This is a genomic window from Serpens gallinarum (assembly GCF_014836765.1).
Classification (GTDB): domain Bacteria; phylum Pseudomonadota; class Gammaproteobacteria; order Pseudomonadales; family Pseudomonadaceae; genus Serpens; species Serpens gallinarum.
Window position 1 is genome coordinate 577,113 of the sequence record NZ_JACSQG010000001.1, and the last position, 21,770, is coordinate 598,882.

Annotated in this window: 23 protein-coding genes; 15 read left to right on the top strand and 8 right to left on the bottom strand. The window is 59.8% G+C overall.

The genetic code is table 11. The features are described from left to right. Positions 1-55: 55 nt before the first annotated feature. Complete coding sequence (algW, locus tag H9642_RS02675; protein WP_251834860.1) at positions 56-1,207, bottom strand: Do family serine endopeptidase AlgW; 1,152 nt, start codon at positions 1,205-1,207, stop codon at positions 56-58. A 250-nt stretch (positions 1,208-1,457) separates the two neighbouring features. Here algW and H9642_RS02680 point away from each other — a divergent pair, with 250 nt between their 5' ends. The 3 genes from H9642_RS02680 to cysN all read left to right on the top strand — a co-directional run bounded on the left by H9642_RS02680 (position 1,458) and on the right by cysN (position 5,161). Further along, the gene (locus tag H9642_RS02680) at positions 1,458-2,216 is read left to right on the top strand and encodes a Nif3-like dinuclear metal center hexameric protein (RefSeq protein WP_251834861.1); all 759 of its coding nucleotides are present in this window, start codon (positions 1,458-1,460) and stop codon (positions 2,214-2,216) included. A gap of 116 nt (positions 2,217-2,332) precedes the next feature. Next, on the top strand, positions 2,333-3,250 hold the full coding sequence (cysD, locus tag H9642_RS02685; protein ID WP_251834862.1) for a sulfate adenylyltransferase subunit CysD: 918 nt from the start codon (positions 2,333-2,335) through the stop codon (positions 3,248-3,250). A gap of 12 nt (positions 3,251-3,262) precedes the next feature. Beyond that, a complete protein-coding gene (gene cysN / locus H9642_RS02690; protein ID WP_251834863.1) occupies positions 3,263-5,161 on the top strand; it encodes a sulfate adenylyltransferase subunit CysN in 1,899 nt (632 codons plus the stop codon). A gap of 89 nt (positions 5,162-5,250) precedes the next feature. Here the strand turns inward: cysN and H9642_RS02695 are convergent, their stop codons facing one another. After that, positions 5,251-5,694: a Z-ring associated ZapG family protein gene (locus H9642_RS02695; protein WP_251834864.1), complete on the bottom strand. Its 444-nt coding sequence runs from the start codon at positions 5,692-5,694 to the stop codon at positions 5,251-5,253. 198 nt (positions 5,695-5,892) lie between these two features. On the opposite strand from H9642_RS02695, the gene H9642_RS02700 reads away from it, so the two are divergent. The 3 genes from H9642_RS02700 to zapE all read left to right on the top strand — a co-directional run bounded on the left by H9642_RS02700 (position 5,893) and on the right by zapE (position 9,144). Continuing rightward, positions 5,893-6,516: an alpha/beta hydrolase gene (locus H9642_RS02700; protein WP_251835350.1), complete on the top strand. Its 624-nt coding sequence runs from the start codon at positions 5,893-5,895 to the stop codon at positions 6,514-6,516. 38 nt (positions 6,517-6,554) lie between these two features. Further along, the gene (locus H9642_RS02705; RefSeq protein ID WP_251834865.1) at positions 6,555-7,913 is read left to right on the top strand and encodes a tryptophan--tRNA ligase; all 1,359 of its coding nucleotides are present in this window, start codon (positions 6,555-6,557) and stop codon (positions 7,911-7,913) included. Between the two features lie 136 nt (positions 7,914-8,049). After that, positions 8,050-9,144 (top strand): cell division protein ZapE, encoded by a 1,095-nt coding sequence (gene zapE, locus H9642_RS02710; protein WP_251834866.1) that lies wholly within the window; start codon positions 8,050-8,052, stop codon positions 9,142-9,144. 66 nt (positions 9,145-9,210) lie between these two features. Here the strand turns inward: zapE and H9642_RS02715 are convergent, their stop codons facing one another. Together H9642_RS02715 and H9642_RS02720 are read right to left on the bottom strand one after the other, a co-directional pair. After that, positions 9,211-10,170, bottom strand: coding sequence for a hypothetical protein (locus tag H9642_RS02715; protein WP_251834867.1), 960 nt, complete (start codon positions 10,168-10,170; stop codon positions 9,211-9,213). A gap of 69 nt (positions 10,171-10,239) precedes the next feature. Next, positions 10,240-11,154, bottom strand: coding sequence for a GlxA family transcriptional regulator (locus tag H9642_RS02720; RefSeq protein ID WP_251835351.1), 915 nt, complete (start codon positions 11,152-11,154; stop codon positions 10,240-10,242). A 229-nt stretch (positions 11,155-11,383) separates the two neighbouring features. Here H9642_RS02720 and H9642_RS02725 point away from each other — a divergent pair, with 229 nt between their 5' ends. The 9 genes from H9642_RS02725 (at position 11,384) to H9642_RS02765 (ending at position 18,315) form a co-directional block, all read left to right on the top strand. Further along, the gene (locus H9642_RS02725; RefSeq protein WP_251834868.1) at positions 11,384-12,520 is read left to right on the top strand and encodes an acyl-CoA dehydrogenase family protein; all 1,137 of its coding nucleotides are present in this window, start codon (positions 11,384-11,386) and stop codon (positions 12,518-12,520) included. Positions 12,521-12,544: 24 nt separating this feature from the next. Then, positions 12,545-13,234 (top strand): deoxyribonuclease V, encoded by a 690-nt coding sequence (gene nfi, locus H9642_RS02730; RefSeq protein ID WP_251835352.1) that lies wholly within the window; start codon positions 12,545-12,547, stop codon positions 13,232-13,234. 265 nt (positions 13,235-13,499) lie between these two features. Next, positions 13,500-13,928 carry a 50S ribosomal protein L13 gene (rplM, locus tag H9642_RS02735; RefSeq protein WP_251834869.1) on the top strand — a complete coding sequence of 143 codons (429 nt, stop codon included), beginning with the start codon at positions 13,500-13,502 and terminating at the stop codon, positions 13,926-13,928. A gap of 14 nt (positions 13,929-13,942) precedes the next feature. Then, positions 13,943-14,335: a 30S ribosomal protein S9 gene (rpsI, locus tag H9642_RS02740; protein ID WP_251834870.1), complete on the top strand. Its 393-nt coding sequence runs from the start codon at positions 13,943-13,945 to the stop codon at positions 14,333-14,335. 253 nt (positions 14,336-14,588) lie between these two features. Then, entirely contained in the window at positions 14,589-15,182 is a 594-nt protein-coding gene (gene petA, locus H9642_RS02745) for a ubiquinol-cytochrome c reductase iron-sulfur subunit (protein WP_251834871.1), read from the top strand. Next, on the top strand, positions 15,182-16,393 hold the full coding sequence (locus H9642_RS02750; protein ID WP_251834872.1) for a cytochrome b: 1,212 nt from the start codon (positions 15,182-15,184) through the stop codon (positions 16,391-16,393). Before petA ends, H9642_RS02750 begins: the two co-directional genes overlap by 1 nt. Continuing rightward, on the top strand, positions 16,393-17,172 hold the full coding sequence (locus H9642_RS02755) for a cytochrome c1 (protein ID WP_251834873.1): 780 nt from the start codon (positions 16,393-16,395) through the stop codon (positions 17,170-17,172). Before H9642_RS02750 ends, H9642_RS02755 begins: the two co-directional genes overlap by 1 nt. Before the next feature lie 85 nt (positions 17,173-17,257). Beyond that, positions 17,258-17,875 (top strand): glutathione S-transferase N-terminal domain-containing protein, encoded by a 618-nt coding sequence (locus H9642_RS02760; protein ID WP_251834874.1) that lies wholly within the window; start codon positions 17,258-17,260, stop codon positions 17,873-17,875. A 20-nt stretch (positions 17,876-17,895) separates the two neighbouring features. Then, positions 17,896-18,315 carry a ClpXP protease specificity-enhancing factor gene (locus H9642_RS02765; protein WP_251834875.1) on the top strand — a complete coding sequence of 140 codons (420 nt, stop codon included), beginning with the start codon at positions 17,896-17,898 and terminating at the stop codon, positions 18,313-18,315. 67 nt (positions 18,316-18,382) lie between these two features. On the opposite strand, the gene H9642_RS02770 is transcribed toward H9642_RS02765, so the two are convergent. The 4 genes from H9642_RS02770 to H9642_RS02785 are packed head-to-tail and all read right to left on the bottom strand — an operon-like array spanning position 18,383 to position 21,709. Continuing rightward, on the bottom strand, positions 18,383-18,916 hold the full coding sequence (locus H9642_RS02770; RefSeq protein ID WP_251834876.1) for a BON domain-containing protein: 534 nt from the start codon (positions 18,914-18,916) through the stop codon (positions 18,383-18,385). Then, complete coding sequence (locus H9642_RS02775) at positions 18,913-19,506, bottom strand: phosphoheptose isomerase (protein ID WP_251834877.1); 594 nt, start codon at positions 19,504-19,506, stop codon at positions 18,913-18,915. The genes H9642_RS02770 and H9642_RS02775 overlap by 4 nt, the downstream gene beginning before the upstream one ends. Positions 19,507-19,535: 29 nt before the next feature. After that, positions 19,536-19,904 carry a YraN family protein gene (locus tag H9642_RS02780; RefSeq protein ID WP_251834878.1) on the bottom strand — a complete coding sequence of 123 codons (369 nt, stop codon included), beginning with the start codon at positions 19,902-19,904 and terminating at the stop codon, positions 19,536-19,538. After that, a complete protein-coding gene (locus H9642_RS02785) occupies positions 19,904-21,709 on the bottom strand; it encodes a penicillin-binding protein activator (protein ID WP_251834879.1) in 1,806 nt (601 codons plus the stop codon). The genes H9642_RS02780 and H9642_RS02785 overlap by 1 nt, the downstream gene beginning before the upstream one ends. Positions 21,710-21,770: the final 61 nt, after the last annotated feature.

Consider the following 21,770-nt stretch of genomic DNA (forward strand, 5'->3'; position numbering starts at 1 on the left):
CAATGCATTCGACCGGTACCGCAAGCTTGTGGGTTGCGGGGCCGGTCGGAGCTGACTAGTTATTGCTGTTAGTCGACACCGGTGGGCGCATGCCGATTTCGGCCGTCATTTTCATCGGCTGGCCATTGCGTAGCACGTCAATGCGCAGCTTTTGACCCGGCTTGGCGCGAGCCACCTGGTTCATGGCGCTGCGTCCGTCGCTGGCGGGTTGGCCATCGATGCTGAGAATCAGATCGCCCGGTTGCAGGCCGGCGCGTTGCGCTGGACCGCCGCGATACAGGCCGGCGACCACCACGCCAGGCCGGCCTTCCAGGCCAAAGGATTCGGCCAGCTCAGGCGTCAGCGGCTGCACTTCGATACCCAGCCAGCCCCGGATGACCTGGCCGTTTTCGATGATGGCCTGCATCACTTCAAGCGCGAGCTTGACCGGGATGGCGAAACCGATGCCTTGGGAGCCACCGGATTTGGAAAAAATCGCGGTGTTGATACCAATCAGATTGCCGTGCGCGTTGACCAGGGCGCCGCCGGAGTTGCCAGGGTTGATTGCCGCGTCAGTTTGAATGAAGTCTTCATAGGTGTTCAGGCCCAGCTGGTTGCGGCCCGTGGCGCTGATGATGCCCATGGTCACGGTCTGGCCGACGCCGAAGGGGTTGCCGATGGCCAGGGTTACGTCGCCGATGCGGATGTCGTCCGAGCGGCCCAAGGTGATGGCCGGCAGGTTGGGCAAGTCGATCTTGAGGACTGCAAGGTCGGTCTCAGGATCGCTGCCGATCACCCGAGCCACCGTCTCGCGACCATCCTTGAGAGCCACCACGACCTGGTCGGCCCCTGCGCTGACATGGTTGTTGGTCAGCAGGTACCCTTCCTTGCTCATGATCACCGCCGAGCCCAGGCTGGACTCCAGGCGGCGCTGACGCGGCAGGTTGTCACCGAAGAAGTGACGGAACATCGGGTCCTGAATCAAGGGATGATCGGGCTTGTTGACCAGCTTGGTGGTGTACAGGTTGGCCACCGCGGGGGCCGCGCGGTCCACAGCAAGGGCGTAGGAAACCGGCCCTTCGTTGGGGCGTGTCGAGAGCGGCGCCTGGCTGAGACGTACGTCCTGGGTCGGCAGGCCCACCCATTCCGGGTTGCGTTCGATCAGCAGCAAAGCCAGCAGAACCCCGGCGAGCAAGGGCCAGCCGATATACCCGAGGGTTGTGGGCATTGCTGCGGCATCTGGGCGTCGCCAGACCGAAGAAGCTCGCAGCGTGACATTTCGCCAAGAGGCGGGCATCCACCGTCTGGGGTCAAGAGTTGCCTGAAGCCAGACAAGAGGTTTCAAGGCAACTGAATGCAGCGGCGGTAGACTTCGCTTTCTCAATACACGCGACCTTGTTTAGAGCAGGGTAAAGGGCAAGCATTATACGGAGGCGCCTGCAAAGAAGGAGCCGCCCGTCTATTAAAAGGAACTGAAAATGACAATAGAACTCAGCGCCCTGGTCAAACGGGCCGACCATTATCTCAATGCGGCGAAGATAGCTGATTACTGCCCTAATGGACTGCAAGTCGAGGGGCGCGGTCACGTGCGCAAGATAATCAGCGGGGTAACCGCCAGCCAGGAATTGATCGATGCTGCGGTGGCTGCCGAGGCCGATCTGATCCTCGTCCATCATGGCTACTTTTGGAAGGGCGAAAACCCCTGTGTGGTGGGTATGAAGCAGCGCCGACTGAAAACCCTGCTGCGCCATGATATCAGCCTGCTGGCTTATCACCTGCCGCTGGACGTGCACCCCCTGGTGGGCAACAACGTGCAGTTAGCCGAGCGCCTGGGCATCGCTGTCGAGGGTCCGCTGGAGCCAGAGAATTCACGCAATGTGGCGCTGGTGGGCAGCCTTCCTGAAGCGCTGAGTGCGGCAGAGTTTGTGGCCCGGGTGGCGAGCGTGCTGGGGCGCGAGCCGTTGCTGGTGGACGGCCAGAAGCCGATTCGCCGGGTGGGCTGGTGCACGGGCGGTGGTCAGGGCTATATCGATCAGGCCATCGCTGCCGGAGTCGACCTGTACCTGACGGGCGAGGCGTCGGAGCAGACCTTCCATAGCGCCCGTGAAAACGGCATCAGTTTTATCGCAGCCGGACACCATGCTACTGAGCGTTATGGCGTGCAGGCGTTGGGCGATTACCTGGCGCGGGAGTTCAATATCGAACACGTGTTCACCGACTGTCCGAACCCCATATGAGTGATATATAGCTATATCCTTTTGTTCTAATTGCTCTTTTTGTTAGAAGAGTTGCCTGTGATATCGTGCGGCCTCGTCCACGGCCCGCTGGCCGTAACTGCAATTCGTGAGTAGCCATGGTCGATAAACTGACGCACCTCAAACAGCTGGAAGCGGAAAGCATCCATATCATTCGTGAAGTGGCCGCCGAATTCGATAACCCGGTAATGCTGTATTCCATCGGTAAGGATTCCGCGGTCATGCTTCACCTGGCGCGCAAGGCGTTTTTCCCCGGAAAGCTGCCGTTTCCGGTGATGCATGTCGACACGCAATGGAAGTTTCAGGAGATGTACCGTTTCCGCGACAAGATGGTTGCCGAAATGGGCTTGGACTTGATTACCCACGTCAATCCGGACGGCATCGCCCAGAACATCAATCCTTTTACCCACGGTAGTGCCAAGCACACCGACGTGATGAAGACTGATGGCCTTAAGCAGGCACTGGACAAGTACGGCTTCGACGCCGCGTTCGGTGGCGCGCGTCGCGATGAAGAGAAGTCCCGAGCCAAGGAACGCGTGTATTCCTTCCGCGATAGCAAGCACCGCTGGGATCCGAAGAACCAGCGGCCCGAGTTGTGGAGCATTTACAACGGCAAGGTGAAGAAGGGCGAATCGATCCGCGTTTTCCCGCTGTCCAACTGGACCGAGCTGGATATCTGGCAGTACATCTATCTGGAAGGGATCCCGATCGTGCCGCTGTACTTCGCCGCCGAGCGCGACGTGATCGAGAAAAACGGCACGCTGATCATGATCGACGACGAGCGCATTCTTGAGCACCTCAGCGTCGAGGAAAGGGCGCGTATCCAGAAGAAAATGGTGCGCTTCCGTACCTTGGGTTGCTACCCGCTGACTGGCGCGGTGGAGTCCACCGCCAGCACGCTGCCGGAAATCATCCAGGAAATGCTCCTGACCCGAACCTCCGAACGCCAGGGCCGGGTCATCGACCATGACGGGGCCGGTTCGATGGAAGAAAAGAAACGTCAGGGCTATTTCTAGGGGTTCCGCACCATGTCGCATCAATCCGAATTGATCAGCGAGGACATCCTCGCCTACTTGGCCCAGCATGAACGCAAGGAACTGCTGCGCTTTCTCACCTGCGGCAACGTCGATGATGGCAAGAGCACGCTGATCGGGCGTCTGCTGCACGACACCAAGATGATTTATGAAGATCATCTGGAAGCCATTACCCGCGACTCGAAGAAAGTCGGCACCACCGGCGATGATGTCGATCTGGCGCTGCTGGTCGACGGCCTGCAGGCCGAACGCGAGCAGGGCATCACCATTGATGTTGCCTACCGCTATTTCTCCACCGCCAAGCGCAAGTTCATCATTGCCGACACGCCCGGTCATGAGCAGTACACGCGCAACATGGCCACCGGCGCCTCGACCTGCGACCTGGCGATCATCCTCGTCGATGCCCGCTACGGCGTGCAGACGCAGACGCGCCGGCACAGCTTTATCGCCTCTTTGCTGGGTATTCGGCACATCGTCGTGGCCATTAACAAGATGGACCTGATGGACTTCGATGAAAGGGTGTTCGAGCAGATCAAGGCCGACTACCTGGACTTCGCCGAGCGCATCAATTTGAAGACCGGCTCGCTGCACTTCGTGCCGATGTCGGCGCTCAAGGGCGACAACGTGGTCAACCGGTCCGAGCGCTCGCCCTGGTATACCGGTCAGTCGCTGATGGAAATCCTTGAAAGCGTCGAGGTGGCGGGCGACCGCAATCTGACCGACATGCGCTTCCCGGTGCAGTACGTCAACCGTCCGAACCTCAACTTCCGCGGCTTCGCCGGCACCCTGGCCAGCGGCATCGTGCGCAAGGGCGATGACGTGGCAGTGCTGCCGTCCGGCAAGACCAGCCGGGTCAAGTCAATCGTCACTTTCGAGGGCGAGCTGGAGCAGGCGATTCCCGGCCAGGCGATCACCCTGACTCTGGAAGATGAAATCGACGTGTCCCGTGGCGACATGCTGGTGCATGCCGACAATCGTCCGCAGATCAGCGACGGCTTCGACGCCATGTTGGTGTGGATGGGCGAGGAGCCGATGCTGCCGGGCAAGAAATACGACATCAAGCGCGCCACCAGCTATGTGCCGGGCTCGATTGCCAGCATTGACCACACGGTGGATGTGAATACCTTGGAGAAAGGTTCGGCCAGTGCGTTGCAATTGAACGAGATCGCACGGGTCAAGGTCAGCCTGGATGCTTCCATTGCTCTGGATGGTTACGAGGATAATCGCACCACCGGCGCCTTCATCGTCATCGACCGTTTGACTAACGGCACGGTTGGGGCCGGCATGATCATTGCGTCGCCTGCCGGCGGGCATGGCAGTGGACAGCATGGCAAGCGCGCTCACGTGGCCACTGAGGAGCGCGCAGCGCGCTTTGGTCAGCAGCCGGCTACTGTGCTGTTCAGCGGCCTGTCCGGTGCGGGGAAGAGCACCCTAGCCTATGCCGTGGAGCGCAAGCTGTTCGACATGGGCCGCGCCGTGTATGTGCTGGATGGCCAGAACCTGCGCCATGACCTGAACAAGGGCCTGCCGCTGGATCGCGCCGGGCGTGCCGAAAACTGGCGCCGTGCTGCTCAGGTGGCGCGCCAGTTCAACGAAGCGGGCATGCTGACCCTGGCCGCCTTCGTTGCGCCGGATGGTGAAGGTCGCGAACAGGCCAAGGCCCTGATCGGAGGCGAGCGGCTGATCACCGTCTATGTGCAGGCCTCGCCCCAGGTGTGCCGTGAACGCGATCCCCAGGGGCTGTACGCCGCCGGGGAGGACAACATTCCGGGCGAATCCTTTCCCTACGACGTGCCGTTGAATGCCGACCTGGTCCTCGACACCCAGAGTCTGAGCGTCGATGAAGGGGTGCGTCAGGTGCTTGCCCTGCTGCGTGAACGCAATGTGATCTAGCCCAAGAAGACAGGAAGGCTCGCTCTCCTTTCTCACAGGCATAAAAAACCCCGGGGAACCGGGGTTTTTTATGCAAGGCGCGTGGCGAATCAGAAGCGGTTGCGCACGCCGAAGTCTTCATCCAGGGTGCCAGGCGAGCCGGCCGGCTTGGGAGCGTAATCCTTGGGCGGTTCGGTACTGCTGGGTGCCTGCAGGCGATCCCGCGAACCCGCGTAGTCATTGCCGTTCTGTACGGCAGCGAGCAAACGCTGGCGGGTGAGTTCATCGAGGGCCAGCTGGTCAGCGCCGTCAGCCAGGTGCTGCTGAACGTCGTTGTAGCTCTGGGTAAGTTTCTTCACCAGGCTGGCTGTGGTGTTGAAGTGGGTGATCACTTCACTCTGATAGGTATCGAAACGCTCCTGCAGCTCATCGAGTTGACTCTGGGTGCGGCTGGGCGCAGCGCCGGGGGCCAGGCGAGCAATCAGAAAACCGATAGCAATCCCGACGAGTAGGGTAAAGGCTGGTACTAACCAGACCAAGATCGACTGTTCCACGAGTCCTTCCTCTATAAGCAGCTTTGCTTTACGTTAACGGCTCCAGCCTGCCCTGTATAGGCGTATGCGCAGCCGTGACGCGCAACACGGGCATTGTTGACGACGTGCGGAGTATCCCGCGCTGTGATCGAGCAGTTGCCCGAACCTAAACCAAGACGAGTCGACCCCGAGCGGGGTCACGGAGTTCCAGCCTTGCTTATCCGCGAAACCCCCCACATGCTCGAAGGTCCCTGCGGCCCGCTCGAAGCCCTGTACTTGCCAGTGCCCAATGCGCGGGGGATGGCGTTGCTGTGCCATCCCAATCCGGTGCAGGGCGGCACCATGCTTAACAAAGTGGTCTCCACTTTGCAGCGTACGGCGCGAGATGCGGGCTACAGCACGCTGCGCTTCAATTACCGCGGCGTAGGCAGCAGCGCCGGCAGCCACGATATGGCCCAAGGCGAAGTGGACGACGCCGAAGCCATGGCCGACTGGTTGCGTGCGCAGCACGCCGATCTGCCGCTAAGCGTGCTGGGATTCTCTTTCGGTGGCTTCGTTGCCGCTACCCTGGCTGGGCGTATCGAGGCGCGCGGACAGGCGCTGGACAAACTGATTATGGTCGCGCCGGCGGTGATGCGCCTGGATGCCGACGTGCGCTTGCCGCAGCAAGGCAGCCTGACGCTGATCCAGCCCGAGCAGGATGAAGTGATCGACCCTGCGCTGGTGTATGCGTGGTCCGAGGCATTGCCGCGCCCCCATGAGTTGTTGAAAGTGGCAGAATGCGGACACTTTTTCCACGGCAAGCTGACCGATCTGAAAGAACTGGTCAGCGCCCGCCTCTGACCCCGGGGCGGTACCACTCGTTTACGGACTTAAGATTTATGAGCACTCGCGTCCTCACCGGCATCACCACCACCGGTACCCCTCACCTGGGCAACTACGCTGGTGCGATCCGCCCGGCAATTGTTGCCAGCCGTGACGCCAACGTTGATTCGTTTTATTTCCTGGCCGATTACCATGCGCTGATCAAGTGCGACGATCCGACGCGCATCCAGCGTTCAAGACTGGAAATCGCCGCCACCTGGTTAGCCTGTGGTCTGGATGTGGAGCGCGCGACGTTTTATCGTCAATCGGACATTCCTGAGATTCCCGAGCTGACCTGGCTCTTGACCTGCGTGGCTGGCAAGGGCCTGCTCAACCGCGCTCATGCTTACAAGGCGTCAGTGGACAAGAACGTCGAGACCGGTGAAGACCCGGATGCAGGCGTAACCATGGGGCTATTCAGTTATCCGGTCCTGATGGCCGCCGATATCCTCATGTTCAACGCCCACAAGGTGCCGGTTGGTCGCGATCAGATCCAGCACGTGGAAATGGCGCGCGATATCGGCCAGCGTTTCAATCACCTGTTTGGCCAGGGCAAGGAGCTATTCACCCTGCCCGAAGCGGCGATTGAGGATGACGTGGCCACCTTGCCTGGCCTGGACGGTCGCAAAATGAGCAAGAGCTACGACAACACCATCCCGTTGTTCGGCAGTGCCAAGCAACTCAAGGACGCCATCGCGCGCATCGTCACCGATTCACGTCTGCCCGGCGAGCCGAAGGATCCCGACAGCTCGCACCTGTTCACCCTGTACCAAGCATTCGCGACGGTGCAGCAGCAAGCCGACTTTCGGGCCGAGCTGTTAGCCGGCCTGGCCTGGGGCGAGGCCAAGCAGCGCCTGTTCGAGTTGCTCGATAACGAGCTGGGCGAAGCTCGTGAGCGCTACCATGCGCTAATCGCCAAGCCGGCGGATCTCGAGGATATTCTTTTGGCCGGGGCCGCCAAGGCGCGCACGATCGCCACCCCGTTCCTCGGCGAGCTGCGCGAGGCAGTGGGCTTGCGCTCATTCCGCGAGCAGGTGCATGTGTCGGGTGCCGGCAAGAAGAAGGCTGCCAAGACGGCGCGCTTCGTGAGCTTTCGCGAACAGGATGGTAGCTTCCGTTTTCGCTTCCTGGCCGCCGACGGAGAAGAGCTGCTGCTCTCGCGGCCATTCCGTGATCCGAAGAAGGCCGGCGTAGTCAGTCAGCAACTGATTGCCCAAGGAGCCGACGCCCTGGAATTGCGCGCCGATGAAGGCGCGCGTTTCACTCTCTGGCTCGATGGTGAATGTTTGGCCGACAGCCCAGCATTTGCCGAGCCCGAGGCACTGGACGCGGCCATGCTGCGCCTGCGCGAAGCCGTGGCCAGCCTGGCCGAGTAACTCATCCCTGCCGCCGGGCGGCTTGCCCGGCGTTTCTGACGTTTCGGGGGCTTTACCGTTGAATGATTTGAGCAAATTGCCAAGTATCGAGGGCGCCGCTAAAGTGGCGACCCCGTTCCATTATCCAGACTCCGCCATGACCCCTCTCGAGCGCTATCAGGCCGACCTGCAACGCCCCGAATTCTTCCATGACGCGGCCCAGGAAAATGCCGTTCGCCACCTGCAGCGGCTGTACGATGATCTGGTCGCTGCCGACAAGAGCAAGTCCGGCCTGCTGGGCAAGTTGTTTGCCAAGAAGCAGCCCGAGCCGATCAAGGGCATTTATTTCTGGGGCGGAGTAGGCCGCGGCAAGACCTACCTGGTCGACACCTTCTTTGACGCGCTGCCGTTCAAGCAGAAGATGCGGACCCACTTCCACCGCTTCATGAAGCGCGTGCACGAAGAAATGAAAACCCTCAAAGGCGAGAAGAACCCTCTGACCATCATCGGCAAGCGTTTTGCCGACGAGGCGCGGGTGATCTGCTTCGATGAGTTTTTCGTCTCTGACATTACGGATGCGATGATTCTGGCCACCCTGCTCGATGAGCTGTTCAAGAATGGGGTCAGTCTAGTGGCGACGTCCAACATCGTGCCGGACGGCCTGTACAAGGACGGTTTGCAGCGGGCGCGCTTCCTGCCGGCGATCGCCCTGTTGAAAAAGCACACCGAGATTGTCAACGTCGACAGCGGTATCGACTACCGCTTGCGTGCCCTGGAGCAAGCCGAGCTGTACTACAGCCCGTTGGGCGACGGTGCTGATGCGAGCCTGGAGAAAAGCTTCAAGAGCCTGCTAACGGAAAACTGCGTTGTGCAGGAGAACGAGGCGCTGAGCGTCGAAAATCGGGTGATCCGTGCGCGCAAGGTCGCCAACGATGTCGCCTGGTTCGAATTCCGCGAACTGTGCGACGGCCCGCGCAGCCAAAACGACTACATCGAGCTGGGCAAGATCTATGAAGCGGTGCTGGTGTCCAACGTCGAGCAGATGGATGTGTACAAGGAGGATATGGCGCGGCGCTTCATTAATATGGTCGATGAGTTTTATGACCGTAACGTCAAGCTGATCTTGTCCGCCGAGGTAGAACTCAAGGACCTGTATACGGGCGGGCGTTTGACGTTCGAGTTCCAGCGTACCCTGAGCCGGTTGCTGGAAATGCAGTCCCATGAGTTCCTGGCCCGACCGCACAAACCCTGAGCGCCGCAGTTGCTGCTGAAACAAAAACGCCCCGCAGATGCGGGGCGTTTTGCATTGCGGCGCTGGTTACCGGTTGGACGCTTGACTTTGCGCGCCCAGCAGCTTCTTGGCGTGGGCAATTTCCAACGCTTCCATGGCATTGGCCGGTTGCAGGCTGACGGCGCGCTGCAAGTGCTCGAGGGCTTTTTGCTCCTCATCATCGCCGTAGACATAATTCAGGGCGTTGGCATATTCATAGTGGCCGATGGGCAGGTCGTCCGACTGCTGGAAGGAGCGCTGGAAGTACAGCTCCATCTTGTCGGCGGTGGCTCCGTAGGTCATGCGTCCGACCATTTTGCCGACCTTGCGGATTACGCCGGCATGGTAGCCGCCATACAGCGCCAGGGCATAGGGATGCTTCGGGTGCGCGCTAAGCAGGGCGTCCAGTTCCTTGGGGATTTGCGTGGTGTAGCCGCGTTTGAGTACCACCGGTACGGACAGCTCTTCACCCAGGCGTGCCTTCGCGTAAGCACCGCCGAACAGGGCGACGGAGTCGGCCTTGGCCAGATCGCCGGCATTTTTCGTGTGGGTGACAACCTCCTCGAGCAGACGGTGTTTTTCCTCGCGATTGTCCGCCAGGAACATGGCGTAAATCACTTGGGCATACATCGCAGGCACCTGACCGCCAACGCCAAGCGCCATGCCTTGCGCCTTGGCCGCGGCGAAATCGCCACGGAAGACAGCGCGCCAGACATCTTGCAGGCGCTCGGCATACTGTTGGGCTTCGCCTGGTTGGCCGCTGAAGCCGGTGTCGCCGTCCAGGGTCTGCTGCAGCGCTTCAGGGTAGGTGCTGGCCATCTGTTGGACCCAGGCGGCATCCGGGAACGGATAATCGCCAAAGCCGCGAGTCAGGCGTGGCCAAGCCTCACGCAGCTTGTCGCCGGAATAATCGAACGTGCTCTGGTCATGGGGGAAGGGCTTCCAGCCAGGGTCGGCCAGGACACCAAGGCTGAACAGCGAGAATAGGGCGAACAGAAGGACGCGCATGGAGGGAACCCGTTTATTGTTGTGATGATGGGCCAGCATAGAAGAGCGAGCACCAGGCGGGCCCCAAACCTACGAATGGCCGGGTTCAGGGCTCTTGCGTTGTGACTGCAGGCGGTACTCGTTGGGCGACAGCCCCGTGTGCTGACGAAACAGGCGGGCGAAGAAACTGGCATCGTCGTAACCCACCTCGTAACTGATGGTCTTGATGCTCTTGCGAGACGTGGAGAGCAGTCCCTTGGCCGTTTCAATGCGCAGGCGTTGCAGGTAGTGCAGCGGTTTGTCGCCCGTTGCCGCTTGAAAGCGGCGCATGAAGTTGCGGATGCTCATGCCGTGGGCGCGGGCGACCTCTTCGAAGCGGAACTTGTCGGTGTAATGCTCTTCCAGCCAGTGCTGGACCTGGAGGATGGCCACATCGCGGTGCAGTTTCTGCCCGCCAAAACCGATTCGCCCTGGCGTATAGCTGCGCTGCACTTCGTGAAGAACATCCCGGGCTACCGCATGAGCGACATCGATGCCGCAGAAACTCTCGATCAGGTACAGGTATAGATCGCAGGCGGAGGTGACACTGCTGGCGCAATACAGCCGATCGGCATCGGTCAGGTGCTTGTCCTGATTCAGCTGTACGCGAGGAAATCGTTCGGCAAACTCGGCGAAGAAACGCCAATAGGTAGTTGCTTCCTTGTCGTCGAGCAGGCCGGCCTGGGCCAGCCAGAATACGCCGCTGGCCTCGCCGCACAGCGTGCTGCCTTCGCAGTGGCGCTGTTGCAGCCAGCCCGTAACCTCGGGGTAACGCTGGCATAGCTGGTCGAAATCGCCCCAGAACGCCGGCAGGATGATGATGTCGGCGGCGTCCAGCGCGCCCTCCACCGGAAGCATGATGCCGCTGAAGCTACGCACGGGCAGGCCATCCGGACTGACCAGGCGGGTAGCAAAGGCGGGTGTTAGGCCGCGCCCTTGAAGCTTGCCCAGGCGCAGGCTGGCCATGTGGAAGAGGTCGCTGGCCTGCAGCAGGGTGGAGGCGAGTACGCCGTCGCAAGCCAGAATGCTCACGTGGCGCAAGGGGGGCTGAGTGGTCAAAGTCATTATTCTTATAAGGGTGAATTAGCCAGTTGGCGGCCGGATCGTCTTATTTTTTGGCGTAACTGTCCAGTGTGCTGCGCTCGGGACTTGGCTTACAGTCAAGGACTGCGCCACTTCTTCCAGGTGAATAACAATGATTCCAAGAACCCTGTTCAGCTCCGATCACGAACTGTTTCGCGACAGCGTGCGCAAATTTCTCGAGCAGCATGCAGTGCCGCACCATGCCCAATGGGAAAAAGACGGTCATATCGACCGTGCGCTGTGGAACATGGCGGGTGATGCGGGGATGCTCTGCTCACACATTCCGGAAGAGTACGGCGGCATGAGTGCCGATTTTCTCTACAGCACGGTGGTGATCGAGGAAGTTGCCCGGCTGGGGCTGACCGGCATCGGCTTTTCGCTGCATTCGGACATCGTGGCGCCTTACATCCTGCATTACGGCTCCGAAGCGTTGAAGCACAAATACCTGCCGCGCATGGTCAGTGGCGAACTGGTGACGGCCATCGCGATGACCGAGCCAGGCGCTGGCTCCGACCTGCAGGGGGTAAAAACCACCGCCGTGCTGGATGGCGATGAGTATGTGATCAACGGCTCGAAAACCTTCATCACCAATGGCTATCTGGCCGACCTCGTGATCGTAGTGGCCAAGACCGATCCGAATGCCGGGGCCAAGGGCACCAGCCTGTTCCTGGTCGAGGCGGGCACGCCAGGGTTCGCCAAAGGCAAGCGACTGGAAAAGGTTGGGATGAAGGCCCAGGACACGTCCGAACTGTTCTTCCAGGATGTGCGGGTCCCCAAAGAAAACCTGCTCGGCCAGCCGGGCATGGGATTCGCCTATCTGATGCAGGAGTTGCCCCAGGAGCGTCTAACCGTCGGTATCGGCGCGCTGGCGTCGGCCGAGGCCGCGCTAAAATGGACGTTGGACTATACCCGTGAGCGCAAGGCGTTCGGCAAGGCCGTGGCGGACTTCCAGAATACGCGTTTCAAGCTGGCCGAGATGGCCACTGAAATCCAGGTTGGCCGCGTGTTCGTGGACCGCTGCCTGGAGCTGCATCTTCAGGGAAAATTGGATGTCCCGACTGCCGCGATGCTCAAATACTGGGGAACCGATCTGCAATGCCGGGTTCTCGATGAGTGCGTGCAGTTGCATGGAGGCTACGGCTTCATGTGGGAATATCCGGTGGCGCGTGCCTGGGCCGATGCCCGAGTGCAACGCATCTATGCCGGGACCAATGAGATCATGAAGGAGATCATTGCCCGGGCACTGTAGAAATGGGGAGCTGCTATGCCTGTGATGTTCGCAACTGACGCGGAGGTTTTTCCCGGTTGGGATGGCACCGTTGCCGGGGCGCGCGACTTGCAGAAGCAGCTCGCTACCCAGGTGCGACTGCAGGACGATTTCGTTTCACCGCTGCGGCTGATTGCCGGCGTGGATGTGGGTTTCGAAGAGGGCGGCACTGTGACACGTGCCGTTGCCGTGCTGCTGGATGCGCAAAGTCTTGAAACGCTTGCCGAGGTGCTGGTGCGTCGACCTACCAGCATGCCCTACGTGCCCGGCCTCCTGTCGTTTCGCGAGCTGCCTGCGTTGCTGCAGGCGCTGGGTGAATTGCCCGAGGTGCCCGACATGCTGTTCGTGGACGGCCAAGGTATCGCCCACCCCCGACGTTTGGGTATCGCGGCGCATCTTGGGGTGGCCACTGGTCTGCCGAGCATTGGAGTGGCTAAGCAGATTCTGGTCGGTGAGCATGGCGAGCTCGGTCTACAGCGTGGCGCCCAGGTTGAGTTGTATGACAAGGATGACTGGATCGGCACCGTGTTGCGCAGCAAGGACAGCGTGCGACCGTTGATCGTTTCGCCGGGCCATCGGGTCAGCTTGGTGACTGCACCGCAACTGGTGTCGCGTTACCTGACTCGTTACCGACTGCCAGAGCCGACACGTCTGGCCGACCGGCTGGCTTCGCGGCGCGGGCCTGGTATGCGCTGAAAGGTTCGCGTGTGCTTGGACCCCGGCTTGCATTTTTCGTGGAGTTCGGCATAATCCCGCAACTTTCTCGATGGGACCGCCTAGCTTGTCGAGGAAACAGGTGGGGATGCCTAGCCTGCCGAACCTTGTAAGTCCCGCCGTAGCGGACGCGCTGACCCGAGCCCCCGATAGCGTCTGTTTCCGGCTGCCTGACCTTGTCAGGAAAAGCACTATTCAGTATGATTCGCCGTCTTATTTTCAGGGCGGCCCCTGAGGCTTATAACGAATGAAAACTTATACTGCGAAACCGGAAACCGTTAAGCGCGACTGGTTTGTCGTCGACGCTGCCGGTCAGACCCTGGGTCGTCTGGCCACTGAAATCGCGAGTCGTCTGCGTGGCAAGCACAAGCCCGAGTACACTCCGCACGTCGATACCGGCGACTACATCGTCGTGATCAACGCCGAGCAAGTACGTGTTACCGGTGCTAAAACCACCGATAAGATCTACTACTCGCACTCCGGCTTCCCGGGTGGCATCAAAGAGATCAACTTCGAGAAGCTGATCGCCAAGGCTCCCGAGCGCGTGATCGAGACCGCGGTCAAAGGCATGCTGCCAAAGAACCCGCTGGGTCGCGACATGTATCGCAAACTGAAGGTGTATAAGGGGTCTGCGCATCCGCACACCGCTCAGCAGCCTCAAGAACTGAAGTTTTAACGGGATAGCTTATTATGTCGGCGACTCAAAATTACGGCACTGGCCGTCGTAAGACCGCTACCGCTCGCGTCTTTCTGCGTCCGGGTACTGGCAAGATTTCCATCAACAACCGCACCCTGGAGAACTTCTTCGGTCGCGAAACTGCCCGCATGGTGGTTCGTCAGCCGCTGGAGCTCACCGAGAACACTGAAAAGTTCGACGTGTACGTCACCGTTCTGGGTGGCGGCGTCACTGGCCAGGCCGGTGCAATCCGTCACGGTATTACCCGTGCGCTGATCTCCTACGACGAAACCCTGCGCAGCGCTCTGCGCAAGGCCGGTTTCGTGACTCGCGATGCTCGCGAAGTGGAGCGTAAGAAGATTGGTCTGCGTAAGGCGCGTAAGCGTCCTCAGTACTCCAAGCGTTAATCGACGCTGGTTTCAAAAAGCGCCCAGTTCCCCATGGAACTGGGCGTTTTTGTGTTAGCCAAGATTCTTGTGCGACAACATGCCACAGGCTTGAAAAGCCCGCGCCATAAGGCTTGCACCGACTTTGTATCAGGCTTTTGCCTTGTCATAAGTGGGGGTTTTCTTTACCATTTGGCGAATTTTTTTGCGCGGCTCGATTTTTACTTAGTAGAGGCCTGACCAACAGGCCACAAAGCTGATGGGAGACGACTGAATGAGCAATGACGGCGTGAATGCTGGCCGGCGTCGCTTCCTGGTTGCAGCTACCTCTGTGGTAGGTGCGGCAGGAGCGGTGGGTGCCGCGGTCCCGTTTGTGGGGTCCTGGTTCCCGAGCGCCAAGGCCAAGGCCGCAGGTGCACCGGTGAAGGTGAATATCAGCAAGATCGAACCGGGCCAGCAAATGGTGGCGGAATGGCGCGGTCAGCCGGTGTTCATCCTTCGTCGTACCGAAGAGATCCTGAACAATCTGGGCAATCTTGAAGGTGTAGTGGCCGATCCGGAGTCGCAAGCTTCCGATCAGCCAGACTATGTAGATGCCAAGACCCGTTCGATCAAGCCCGAGGTCCTGGTTCTGGTTGGCCTGTGCACCCACTTGGGTTGTGCGCCGTCCTTCCGTCCCGAGGTCGCTCCGGCGGACCTGGGCGCAGACTGGGTTGGCGGTTACTTCTGCCCCTGCCACGGTTCCAAATACGATCTCGCCGGCCGCGTCTACAAATCGCAGCCTGCCCCGTTGAACCTGCCGGTGCCGCCACATTCGTACGAGTCGGATGACGTGATCATCGTTGGCGTGGATCAGGAGAACGTCTGATGAGCAAATTCATGGAATGGGTCGATGCGCGCTTCCCCGCGACTAAGATGTGGGAAGACCATCTGTCCAAGTACTACGCCCCGAAGAACTTCAACTTCTTCTATTTCTTCGGCTCCCTGGCGCTGTTGATACTGGTCAACCAATTGCTGACCGGCATCTGGCTGACCATGAGCTACAACCCGAGCGCTGAAGGGGCCTTCGCCTCCGTCGAATACATCATGCGTGATGTCGAGTACGGCTGGATCCTGCGTTATCTGCACTCCACCGGCGCTTCGGCGTTCTTCGTGGTGGTCTATCTGCATATGTTCCGTGGACTGCTCTACGGTTCCTATCAGAAGCCGCGCGAGCTGGTGTGGATCTTCGGCATGCTGATCTATCTGGCGCTGATGGCCGAAGCCTTCATGGGCTACCTGCTGCCCTGGGGCCAGATGTCCTATTGGGGGGCTCAGGTAATCATTTCGCTGTTTGGTGCCATCCCGGTCATCGGGGCTGACCTGACCGAGTGGATCCGTGGCGATTACCTGATTTCCGGCATTACGCTGAACCGCTTCTTCGCGCTCCATGTCATCGCATTGCCGGTCGTCCTGCTGGGGCTGGTGGTGTTGCACATCCTGGCACTGCACGAAGTGGGTTCGAACAACCCGGACGGTGTCGACATCAAGAAAACCAAGGATGCCAATGGTATTCCGCTTGATGGCATTCCGTTCCATCCCTATTACACCGTCAAAGACATTGTCGGCGTCGTGGTCTTCTTGTTCGTGTTCTGCGCGGTTGTGTTCTTCTTCCCGGAAATGGGTGGTTACTTCCTAGAGAAGCCCAACTTCGAAGAAGCCAACGCACTGAAGACGCCTGAGCACATTGCTCCTGTCTGGTACTTCACACCGTACTACGCGATTCTGCGTGCGGTTCCGGACAAGCTGTTTGGCGTTATTGCGATGGGCGCGGCTATCGCTGTGCTGTTTGTTCTGCCCTGGCTCGACCGTAGCCCGGTCAAGTCCATGCGCTACAAGGGTTGGATGAGCAAGATTTGGTTGGTCATCTTCTGCATCTCCTTTGTCATCCTGGGCGTACTGGGTGTTCTGTCGCCAACCCCGGGGCGTACGTTGCTGTCGCAGGTGTGCACCATTCTGTACTTCGCCTATTTCCTCCTGATGCCGTTCTACACCAGGATGGAAAAGACCAAACCGGTTCCGGAAAGGGTGACTGGCTGATGAAAAAGCTCTTTGCTGCATTGATTCTTTCTGTACTGCCTGTCGCCTCGTTCGCGGCTGCGGTCAACGTCCAGCTGGATAAAGTGGATATTGACCTGACCGACAAGGCGGCACTGCAGGATGGTCTGCGTACCTTCAGCAACTACTGCATGGGTTGCCATAGCGCTAAGTTCCAGCGCTATGAGCGGGTTGCCAATGACCTTGGCATCCCGGACGAAGTGATGATGGACAACATTGTGTTCTCCGACGCCAAGATTGGTGACCACATGAACATCGGCATGCAGCCGGCTGATGCCAAGGTATGGTTCGGCGCAGCGCCGCCGGATCTGACCCTGGTGGCTCGCGTGCGTGGTGAAGATTGGCTGTACAGCTACCTGCGCAGCTTCTACGAAGATCCGAGCCGCCCGCTGGGCGCCAACAATACGGTATTCCCCAACGTGGGCATGCCTAACGTGATGGCGGACCTGCAGGGTCGTCAGGTCATCGGCTGCAAGCAGGTGCAGGTGGTCGAGGATGGCAAGAAAATCTACGATCCGCTGACGGGCACTCCGGTGACTCACGAAGCGTGCGATCAGCTGACTGTGCTGCCCAATACCGGGTCGCAAAGCGAGGCGGAGTTCGATGAGACGGTCAAGAATCTGGTGACCTTCCTGTCCTACTCGGCCAACCCGGTCAAGCTTGAAAGCCAACGCATCGGTACTTACGTACTGCTGTTCCTGGCATTCTTCTTCGTATTTGCCTATCTGCTCAAGCGCGAATACTGGAAGGACGTACACTGATCCTCGCCTGATCAGTCCAAAGCGCGCGCGCCCTATTTGGGTGCGCGCGCTTTGCTATTTCTGAAAAACCTAAAGGAGGGACGCTATGGCCGTGTTCAACAAGTTGGCCTGCTTTTCCGATCCCGCCGACCATTACTGCCATCGTGTGCGGCTGGTGCTGGCTGAAAAGAACGTAACAGCGGACATCATCGATACAGTAGGTGGGGAATGTCCGACCGATCTGAGTGACGTTAACCCTTACGGTAATGTACCGACTCTGGTCGATCGGGATTTGGCGCTTTTTGAGCCAACGGTGATCATGGAATATCTGGAGGAGCGTTATCCCCATCCGCCGTTGATGCCGGCCTACCCGCTGGCCCGCGCCAATACCCGATTGCTGATGTACCGTATCCAGCGTGACTGGTGCGTACTGGTCGATCAGATTCTCGATTCGCGCGCCAAGGAAGCGCAGAAAACCCAAGCCCGCAAGGCGCTGCGTGAGAGTTTGACTGGCGTGGCGCCGCTGTTCGAAAGCAAGGCTTTTTTCCTCAGTGACGATCTGTCGCTGGTGGATTGCTGCCTGCTGCCGATTCTCTGGCGTTTACCGCAGCTGGGGGTAGAATTGCCAGCCCCTGCCAAGCCGTTGCTCGACTACATGGAGCGGGCTTTTGCCCGTCCGGCCTTTCAGGCTAGCCTGTCCTCCGTTGAGCGCGACATGCGCTGAAGCACAATGAGGAGCCTTGCATGAACTCCAGTAGGCCTTATCTGATCCGGGCGTTGTACGAGTGGATCGTGGACAATGACTGCACGCCGCATTTTCTGGTGGATGTCGAGTATCCGCAGGTGCAGGTGCCAAGCGGTTATGCCAATGACGGTCAGATTGTGCTCAATGCGTCGCCCAGCGCGGTGCGCCACTTGCACATGGACAATCAAGCGGTGAGCTTTGAAAGCCGTTTTGGAGGCGTGCCGCACAGTCTGCATTTGCCTATTGGTTCGATCATGGCCATTTACGCACGGGAAAATGGCCAGGGAATGGTGTTCGAGCCGGAGCCGCCACAGGACGACTCCGATAGCATCGATGATATTGGCCCAGATGGAGATGAGGGGCCGGACCCCGAGCCGCCACGACCGAGTGGTCGGCCCAGCTTGAAAGTGGTCAAGTAAGCTTCAGAACAAAGAAAGGGCGCCTATGGCGCCCTTTCTTGTTTGCGTATTTCTCGCGGCCTACTGGTCAGTCGGTATATTGAAACAGGCGCACGATACGCTGTACGCCGGACACCTTCTGGATCGCAGCCGTGGCCTGGTTGGCTTCTTCGCGCGTGACCAGGCCCAGCAGGTAAACGATGCCATTCTCGGTCACGACCTTGATGTCAGCGAACGGCACGCCAGTGCTAGCCAGCATCCGCGTCTTGATGCGCGTGGTCAGGAGTGCATCGTTGGTGCGCGCCATGCCCGACGAAGGTGCCTGCACCTGGATTTCGTTATGAACCTTCTTGACGCCGACAACGCGACGCGCAGCCACCTCGGCTTGATCGCGCAGCTCCGGGCGGGGCGTCTGACCAGCGAGCAGGATGACGCCGTTATAGCTGGTTACCACGATATGCGAGGTGGGCGAGGTCAAGTCAGCGTGGGCAGTCTGGATCTGGCCCGCGACCTTGGGCTCGAGGAATTGGTCGTCGATCTTGTTGCCAATGCTGCGATTGCTGCAGCCGCCCAACAGCAGCGTCATGGCCAAAAAGGCCAGAATCAGCGGATTGCGTGTCATTCTTCACTCCCAAACAATTGACAGTCGATTTGGTCGCACAAGCAGTGAATCACCAAGAGGTGGACTTCCTGAATGCGCGCGGTGACTTTGGCGGGGACGCGGATTTCAACGTCTTCTGGCAGCAACAGCGAAGCCATGTCGCCGCCGTCGCGGCCGGTCAGGGCAACCACGGTCATTTCCCGGTCATGGGCCGCCTGAATGGCCTGGATGACGTTGGCCGAGTTGCCGCTGGTGGAAATGGCCAGCAGCACATCGCCAGGTTGACCGAGGGCGCGAATCTGCTTGGAGAAGATTTCGTTGTAGCTGTAGTCGTTGGCGATTGAGGTGATGGTCGAGCTGTCGGTGGTCAGGGCCATGGCCGGCAGGCTGGGACGCTCGCGCTCGAAACGGTTAAGCAGCTCGGAAGAGAAATGCTGTGCATCGCCCGCTGAGCCACCGTTCCCGCAGGAAAGAATCTTGCCCTCGTTGAGCAGGGCTTGAACCATGACTTGGCTGGCCTGCTCGATGTAGGGGATGAGAACTTCCTGCGCGCGTTGCTTGGTTTCGATGCTGGCCAGGAAGTGCTGGTGAATACGGGATTGCATGTCCATCGGATGGTGACCTTTACAAGGGCGGCGGTTCAGGTATCGAACGCGTTACGGATCCAGTTCAGGCGCTGGTCCGGGTTGCTGGCGCTGTTCATGGCAACCACATCGAAACGACACGGATGCGCGGCCCAGCGTTTTTCCTGCTGTAAAAAGTGTTGTGCGGCCAGACTCAGATTGGCGCGCTTGCGAGCATCGATACTCTCCAGCGCACCACCCCAAGCGGCATGCTGACGGTAGCGTACTTCAACAAATACTACTGTATCGCCATCAAGCATGACCAGATCGAGTTCGCCGCGTCGGCAGCGCCAGTTCTGTTCAAGCAGACGCAGGCCATGCTGTTGCAAATGCTGACAGGCCAGGGCTTCGGCTTGCGGCCCGCTGAGCCTGACATCGGTATTCATTAGAGGTTGTAATCCGGCAGGCGGCGTATGGTGCCGCCCTGAAATTCAGCCCAGGGCAATTCGCGCTCGATACGCTGCTGAGAATTCAGGCTCAGACGCCCCGAATAACCATCGATACGGGTCTCCGGCAAAGCCTTCAGTTGGGCCAGGCGTGGCGCCAGCAGGTACGCGTCGATACCCATGGCATAGAGACGCCCCAGGCTGCCGCCGGCTTGCGGCCATTGCTGGATGACTTGTTCGCGAAGGGGATTGTTTTCGTCGAGCAGCCAAGGTGTTTCGCAGAAACGAATGCCGCTCAAGTCACGGTATTGGGCGGGGTTGCTGTCGCCGGAATAGAGGTGCGATGTGGCGTAGACCGGCACATCCCCTGCGTATTGGAACGTCAGGGTGGGTTTGATTTGCTGGGCTTGCAAAGGCGTGGCGGCGAGGAAGATGAAGTCGACATCGGCACGACGCGCAGGCTCGGCGGCCAGTTCCACGCCCAGCGTTTGCTTGAGTCGTTGGGCACGGGCTTCGCTTTGGCGAAGTTGGAAAAGGTCGGCAATCTGGCCCGCCAACTGTACGGGCTGGTCGATGTGTTTGGCGTCCAGCAGAGTACCGCCTTCGGCCTGCCAGCTCTGGTTGAAGGCGGCCAGTACGCGGTCGCCCCACTCGCCGCGCGGAACCAGGGCGACGGCGCGGCGCATGCCGTCGTTCCAGGCGCGCCGGGCGGCCGAGCGGGCTTCGTCCTCGGCGGCCAGGCCGAATTGGAACAGTTGTGCCGGGCTGCCTTCGCCCGCATCATCATAATTCAAGGCCAGGGTGAGGATCGGCAGCTGCGGCAAATCACCCAGTTGTTTGACAAGGGGCTTTTCCAGTGGGCCGACGACCAATTGTGCGCCATCTGCTTGGGCCTGACGGTAGAAGGCTTCCAGTGACTCTATTTGCGTACTGTCATACAGGACAATTTCAGGCGGATTGAATCCGGCTTGCTGGGCCTGGTAATGGGCAGACATAAAGCCGTCGCGTAGGGCTCGAGCCACGCTCGCCAGTTGGCCTTCCTGGGGCAGTAGCAAGGCAATCTTGCTTAACGGCTGGCTGGGCAGGGCGCGTAATTTGCTCAAAGGCTCTGGCAGGCGAAGCGCTGCGGGGTGATCGGGGTTGGCGTTGCGCCAGTTGTCGATGGCGGCCTGCTGAAGTTCAAGGGTAATGGCGTCGCGTACGGCAACACCCAACGCAAGCCAGGCGCCCAGCTCGCCGTCGGCCGGGCTGGTTGCTTCATCGGTGGGCAGGCGGGCGATCAATGCCCAGATTATCTCGTGATTGTCCTGAGCGGCGGCACCGGTCAGCTGCGGGGCGATCGATACGCGCTCGCGTACGGCAGGCAGCAGTTGATTGTCCGCCTCAAGCGCCTGGGCGCGGACCAGCCGTGTTCGCACCTGCTGTTCGGCGGGCAGTTCGCCCAGACGCTGCAGGCTGGGGTGCTCCAAGGCTTGCAGTGCGCTCTGCGGGCGGTTGCGCAACAGCGCCAACTCAGCCTGTAAGGTGCTGGCTAAAACCTGCTCGGCCGGGCTCAACTGATCCAGCGATACCTGTTGGAGGATTTGCCCCGCGCGCGCCGGGTTGTTCAAGGTAAATGCTTTGTCGGCAGCAGCCAGGCGTAATTGCGCGGCCAGGGCCGGCGGGCTTTGCTCTGCCTTTTGTAGCAATTGCTCAACGCTTGCCTGGGGCGTACGCGGCAATTCGCCAAGTGTGGACGTTGGGGTGCCGGAGCAGGCCGCCAAAAATCCGACGAGGCACAGAACGGAGAGCAGGCGAGCGATCATGGGAGTCTTCCCGTTGCACAGGCGAAAGGAACCCTGGATTGTACCCAAGCCTTGCCGGCTG